The sequence below is a fragment of the Cupriavidus sp. SK-3 genome, assembly GCF_000611145.1.
Classification (GTDB): Bacteria; Pseudomonadota; Gammaproteobacteria; order Burkholderiales; family Burkholderiaceae; genus Cupriavidus.
The window spans coordinates 33,874-38,898 of the sequence record NZ_JFJV02000056.1 but is presented as its reverse complement, the minus strand read 5'-3'; the positions used below and the strand labels follow the sequence as shown (position 1 = coordinate 38,898).

The 5,025-nt window shown below is 67.0% G+C and carries 5 protein-coding genes; 1 reads left to right on the top strand and 4 read right to left on the bottom strand.

From position 1 onward, the window contains the following. Positions 1-91: 91 nt before the first annotated feature. The gene (locus CF70_RS06280) at positions 92-988 is read right to left on the bottom strand and encodes an AraC family transcriptional regulator (RefSeq protein WP_081862043.1); all 897 of its coding nucleotides are present in this window, start codon (positions 986-988) and stop codon (positions 92-94) included. 110 nt (positions 989-1,098) lie between these two features. Between CF70_RS06280 and CF70_RS06275 the strand changes: the two genes are divergently transcribed. Beyond that, positions 1,099-2,358 (top strand): MFS transporter, encoded by a 1,260-nt coding sequence (locus CF70_RS06275; protein ID WP_035861993.1) that lies wholly within the window; start codon positions 1,099-1,101, stop codon positions 2,356-2,358. Between the two features lie 126 nt (positions 2,359-2,484). Here CF70_RS06275 and CF70_RS06270 read toward each other — a convergent pair whose 3' ends face one another. The 3 genes from CF70_RS06270 to CF70_RS06260 all read right to left on the bottom strand — a co-directional run bounded on the left by CF70_RS06270 (position 2,485) and on the right by CF70_RS06260 (position 4,779). After that, complete coding sequence (locus CF70_RS06270; RefSeq protein WP_063830432.1) at positions 2,485-2,712, bottom strand: hypothetical protein; 228 nt, start codon at positions 2,710-2,712, stop codon at positions 2,485-2,487. A 53-nt stretch (positions 2,713-2,765) separates the two neighbouring features. Next, positions 2,766-4,079 carry a M20/M25/M40 family metallo-hydrolase gene (locus CF70_RS06265; protein WP_035861988.1) on the bottom strand — a complete coding sequence of 438 codons (1,314 nt, stop codon included), beginning with the start codon at positions 4,077-4,079 and terminating at the stop codon, positions 2,766-2,768. A gap of 103 nt (positions 4,080-4,182) precedes the next feature. Beyond that, entirely contained in the window at positions 4,183-4,779 is a 597-nt protein-coding gene (locus tag CF70_RS06260) for a MarR family winged helix-turn-helix transcriptional regulator (RefSeq protein ID WP_081862042.1), read from the bottom strand. Positions 4,780-5,025: the final 246 nt, after the last annotated feature.

The window sequence follows — 5,025 nt, the reverse complement described above, 5'->3', positions numbered from 1 at the left end:
ACCGGCGTCCCCCGCAGGGGGATGTCGTATGGCTTTTGGGTGCAACAACCAACACCGCCCCAAAAAATCCCATCAGCCCCAGCGCACCAATTCACCGAAAAAACCCACTAGGCGGCACCCCAAACTGCCTCCTGAACATAGTAGAAAACGCACTAGGACTCTCATACCCAAGATCCAACGCCACATCCACCACCTTAGCCCCGGCGGCCAGCCCCTCCAACCCCGCCAGCAACCTCGCCTGCTGCCTCCACTGCCCAAACGTCATCCCGGTCTCCCGCGCAAACCGCCGTTGTATCGTCTTGGGATCCACCCCCAGCCGCTCCCCCCATTCAGCCAAGGTAAGCGCCGTATCCGGCGTCCCGACAATCGCATCGCAGATCTGCCGCAACCCGGCATCGGCGGGACGCGGCAAGTGCAGAGGCAGCGTTGGCACCAGCATCACCTCATCGAGCAGCAACCGCATCAACCGTCCGTCGCGCGATTCGGCGGCGTAAGGCGTGGGAATGTCGATCGCGGCGAGGATGAGTTCGCGCAGCAGCGGCGTGATGCCGAGCACGGTGCAGCGTGTAGGCAGGTTGGCGGCGGCGTCCGGGCGGATATAGGCGGTGCGCATGCGCACGTGGCCAACCATGCGGATCCAGTGCACGGTGCCGCCGGGCATCCACATGCCGCGCGTGGGCGGGACGATCCATTGGCCTTCTGCGGTGGCCACCACCATCACGCCATGTACGGCGTGGATCAACTGGGCGTTGGGATGCTGGTGCGGCTTGGTGACATGGCCCGACACGTAGTCGGCCGCCATGGCGGTGACCGGCATCAGGCTGCGGTCGTAGCGGAGATAGGCGGGCACCGCCGCGTAACTGTCGGCGCGGTCGGTGCCGGGAATATCAGCGGGATAGCGCGGGGCCGAGGGCGGGGCGATGGCGCCGTGTGGCGCGGACGGCGCAGCATCCGCACCGGCGTTGCGGCGAGTAACGGGACGGGGCATGTCCTTTTCTCCAAGGTTGCGGCCCTATTCTCGCAGGACAGGCGGAATTGCGCCATTTACGATGGGCGCCAGGATTCCCCTCTTGTTTTCTCTCAGCCCCCGTTTCCATCATGAGCAGCCGCATCGATACCGCGCCAGGCGGCGCGAACGCCTCGCCGCAGGGCCAGGCCCCGAGTCTTCACACTACGCAGGGCGCCGCCGAGCGGACCGGTTTCCGCGTGCTGGGGGCGATCAGTTTTTCGCATTTCCTCAACGACATGATCCAGTCGCTGATCCTGGCCATCTACCCGATGCTCAAGGGCGGCTTCAATCTCAGCTTCACCCAGATCGGGCTGCTTACGCTGACCTACCAGATCACGGCTTCGCTGCTGCAGCCTGTGGTGGGGCTGTACACCGACAAGCATCCCAAGCCGCAGTCGCTGTCGATCGGCATGGGCTTCACGCTGTGCGGCCTGCTGCTGCTGTCGGTGGCGCCGACCTATGGCGTGCTGCTGGTGGCGGCCGCGCTGGTGGGCACCGGTTCGTCGATCTTCCATCCGGAGTCGTCGCGCGTGGCGCGCATGGCTTCGGGCGGCCAGCACGGGCTGGCGCAGTCGATCTTCCAGGTCGGCGGCAACGCGGGCAGCGCCACGGGGCCGCTGCTGGCGGCATGGATCGTGCACCAGCAGAGCGGCGTGGCCTGGTTCTCGCTCGCGGCCTTGCTGGCCATCGCCGTGCTGTGGCAGATCGGTATCTGGTACGGCCGCGAGCTGGCGCATACCACGCGCAAGCGCAAGGCGGTCGCCGCGCACGCACCGCTGCCGCGCGGCACGGTGGTGCGCGCCATGCTGGTGCTGATGGCGCTGGTGTTCTCCAAGTATTTCTATATGGCGAGCCTGAACACCTATTACACCTTCTACCTGATGGAGCGTTTCGGCCTGACGCGGCAGAGTTCGCAGCTCTACCTGTTCGTGTTCCTGTTCGCGGTGGCGGCCGGCACCATCCTGGGTGGTCCCATCGGCGACCGCATCGGCCGCAAGCGCGTGATCTGGGCGTCGATCCTGGGCGTGGCGCCGTTCACGCTGATGCTGCCGCACGCCAACCTGTTCTGGACCGGCGTGCTGTCGTTCATCATCGGCTTTATCCTGGCGTCCGCCTTCTCTGCCATCCTGGTGTTCGCGCAGGAACTGATCCCTGGCAAGGTGGGCATGGTGTCGGGCCTGTTCTTCGGCTTTGCCTTCGGCATGGGCGGCATCGGCGCCGCGGTGCTGGGCAAGCTGGCGGACACGCATGGCATCCAGTCGGTCTATGAGTTGTGCGCGTTCCTGCCGCTGCTTGGGCTGCTGGCCATCTTCCTGCCCGACCTCGGCGGGCGCAAAAAGCTGGCCTGAGCCAGCGCGCGGTGGCACGCGGCCGTACCGGTGTTCGATTCCATGCGCCGTCGCGGTGCTTGTGCGCCATATTGCAGCAACCCCACGCGGTGCCGGGAGTACCTGTGGGGCTGGCATGTCAGCGCATCAGGCGTGTTCTGCCGGATGCCTGCCGCCGGCCGGATGCTGGACGATCACGCCATACCAGCCCAGCCCCGGATAGGTCTCGTAACCCGGCGTGCGGGCAAACGCCACCAGCGCGCCGTCCGGCGCCTCGTACCAGCCGGTGGGGTGGTTGTCGTCCTTCAGCGGGAAGGTCTCGGCCAGCAAGCCCATGCCATCCGACGCGGCGATGACGCGGTGCTTTGCGTCCACCGGCAGGCAGCGCGTGCGCTGCCAGTCTTCCGGGGACAGGCGGGGCGAGCAGATCAGCGGCCAGTCTTGTCCTGCGACACGTCCATGATCATCCGCGTGAGCAGGTACAGGCGCGGCGTGACCGAGTTGAGGTCGACATACTCGGCATCGTTGGAGTGCGCGCCAAAGCCGCGCAGGCCGAAGCGCTCGATCACCGGCGCCTTGGTGGCGGCCGCGGCAAAGGCCGCATCGGTGCCGCCGCCTTCGGCGGTGTCATGCACGGCCAGCTTCTCGCCGATCTCGGCATATACGCCTTGCGCGTGCGCGGCGAGCTTGCGCGCGGCATCGGTGGCTTCCAGCGGCGGGCGGCGGCGCTCGAACTTCACTTCCACCCTGGTGCCCGGGATCAGCTGCTTCTTCACGCGTTCCTGCAGCGTGCGCTCCAGGTTGCCGTAGTCGGCGGTGCGCAGCACGCGCACATCGGCCTGTGCGGTGGCGGTAGCCGGGATCACGTTGCGGTTGGTGCCGGCCGACGAGATCGTCCAGTTCACCTTGAGCCCGCTGTCCGGGTTGGACAGGTCGCGCATCTGCAGGATCTGGTGCGAGAGTTCATACAGCGCGTTGTGGCCCTGTTCGGGCGAGTTGCCCGCGTGCGAGGCCTTGCCATGCACGGTCAGCGAGATCGCGCCGATGCCGCTGGTGGCGAGCGACAGGCGGTCGCCGGTCACGCGCGTGGCTTCGCAGGAGAACACCGCGTCCTGCTGGCTGCCCATGGTGGTCAGCATGGCGCGCGCGCCGGGCGAGCTGATCTCCTCGTCGCCGTTGATCAGCACGGTCAGCGTGCCATAGTCCTTGAAGCCCATCTTCTGCAGGATGGCTACCGTATGCAGGATCACCGCCACGCCGTTCTTGTCGTCGGCGATGCCCAGGCCGTAGGCGCGGTCGCCGTCGATGCGGAACGGCTGCTGCGCCAGCATGCCGCGCAGGTAGACCGTGTCCATATGGGCGATCAGCATGATATTGCGCTTGCCCGTGCCCTTGAACTGCGCCATCACCATCTTGCCGACCTGCCTGGGCGTGTCTTCCATGCGGTAGACCTCCGTGGGCTCGATCAGCTTCGCGTCGCCGCCCATGGCGGCCAGCCGGTCGCGGATCAGCGATGCGATGCGGTCCAGCCCTTCGATGTCCTTGCTGCCCGATTCAATCGACACCAGGTCCTTGAGGGTGGCGATGAGCGCGGGCTTTTCCTGCTGGGAGAGCTGGTAGGCGGGCTCCACCGGCGCCGCCTGCGCCGCGGCGGCGCAGAGCAAAGCGGCAAGCGTGGCGGCGGCCTTCAGTGACGGGCGGCGGGAAAGGGCGCTGGCGCGCGGGCGAAGGTTCAGAAGCATGCGATAGTCTCCGGGGTGCGGCGGGGGGCGTAATCGGCGCGGTCGAAGGGATAGCAGGCCGGGGGCCGGGAGCCCCGAAGCCGCGCCGGTGTAAGGGACAGTGTTATTCGTCAGCCGGCTCGAAACCCTGCAGCCAGCGCCGCAGCAGTCCTGCCAGCTGCTTGCGCTCAGCGGCCGTCAGCCGCTCCAGCAAGCGATGCTCATTGGCCACGTGCACCTCCAGCGCGTGGTCGACGCGGTCGCGGCCCGGCTGCGTCAGCTCGATCAGCAGCCCGCGCCGGTCATCCGGATTGGGGCAGCGGCGCACCAGCCCGGCGCGTTCGAGATGGTCGAGCCGGTTGGTCATGGTGCCCGAGGTAATCATCAGCGAATCGATCAGCGCACCCGGCGACAGCGCATAGGGCGGCCCCGAGCGGCGCAGCGTGGCCAGCACATCGAACTCCCAGCTATTCAGGCCTGCCGGCGCCAGCGCCGCTTCCACCGCGCGATCGGTGTGGCGCGCCAGGCGCCAGACGCGGCCGATGATGCCCATCGGCGCGGCATCCAGGTCCGGGCGCTCGCGCGCCCACTGGGCCAGGATGCGGTCGACGCGATCGCCTTGCGCCTCGGCTGGCTGGCTGGCCTGGGGAGACGCGCCGCCGCCGGCTTCGTCGGTGGGCGCCGTTGCGCCATGTGCCTTGGGGTTGCCGCGGGTGGCCATGATGTGTGCTGCGATTTGACTGAGTGACAAGAATCTTGACATCAAGCCTTTCACTTCGTAAAGTGGATTTTAAATCTTGATATCAAGATTCTTTTCATGAAGAAAAATGAAGGCATGACGACATGAAGCCCGACGCCCAGTCCGCTCCCCCGCTGTCATCCCGGCAGGTTGCTCCGGTCCCGCAGGCGCAGGTACGCGCGGCGGATATCCTGCTGACCGCCTCCGCCCCGCTGATCTGGGGCAGCA

What these genes read in the sequence shown, in the direction of transcription:
- CF70_RS06280 (WP_081862043.1), bottom strand. Translation starts at nt 988, where the DNA reads ATGCCCCGTCCCGTTACTCGCCGCAACGCCGGTGCGGATGCTGCGCCG.
- CF70_RS06275 (WP_035861993.1), top strand. Translation starts at nt 1,099, where the DNA reads ATGAGCAGCCGCATCGATACCGCGCCAGGCGGCGCGAACGCCTCGCCG.
- CF70_RS06265 (WP_035861988.1), bottom strand. Translation starts at nt 4,079, where the DNA reads ATGCTTCTGAACCTTCGCCCGCGCGCCAGCGCCCTTTCCCGCCGCCCG.
- CF70_RS06260 (WP_081862042.1), bottom strand. Translation starts at nt 4,779, where the DNA reads ATGGCCACCCGCGGCAACCCCAAGGCACATGGCGCAACGGCGCCCACC.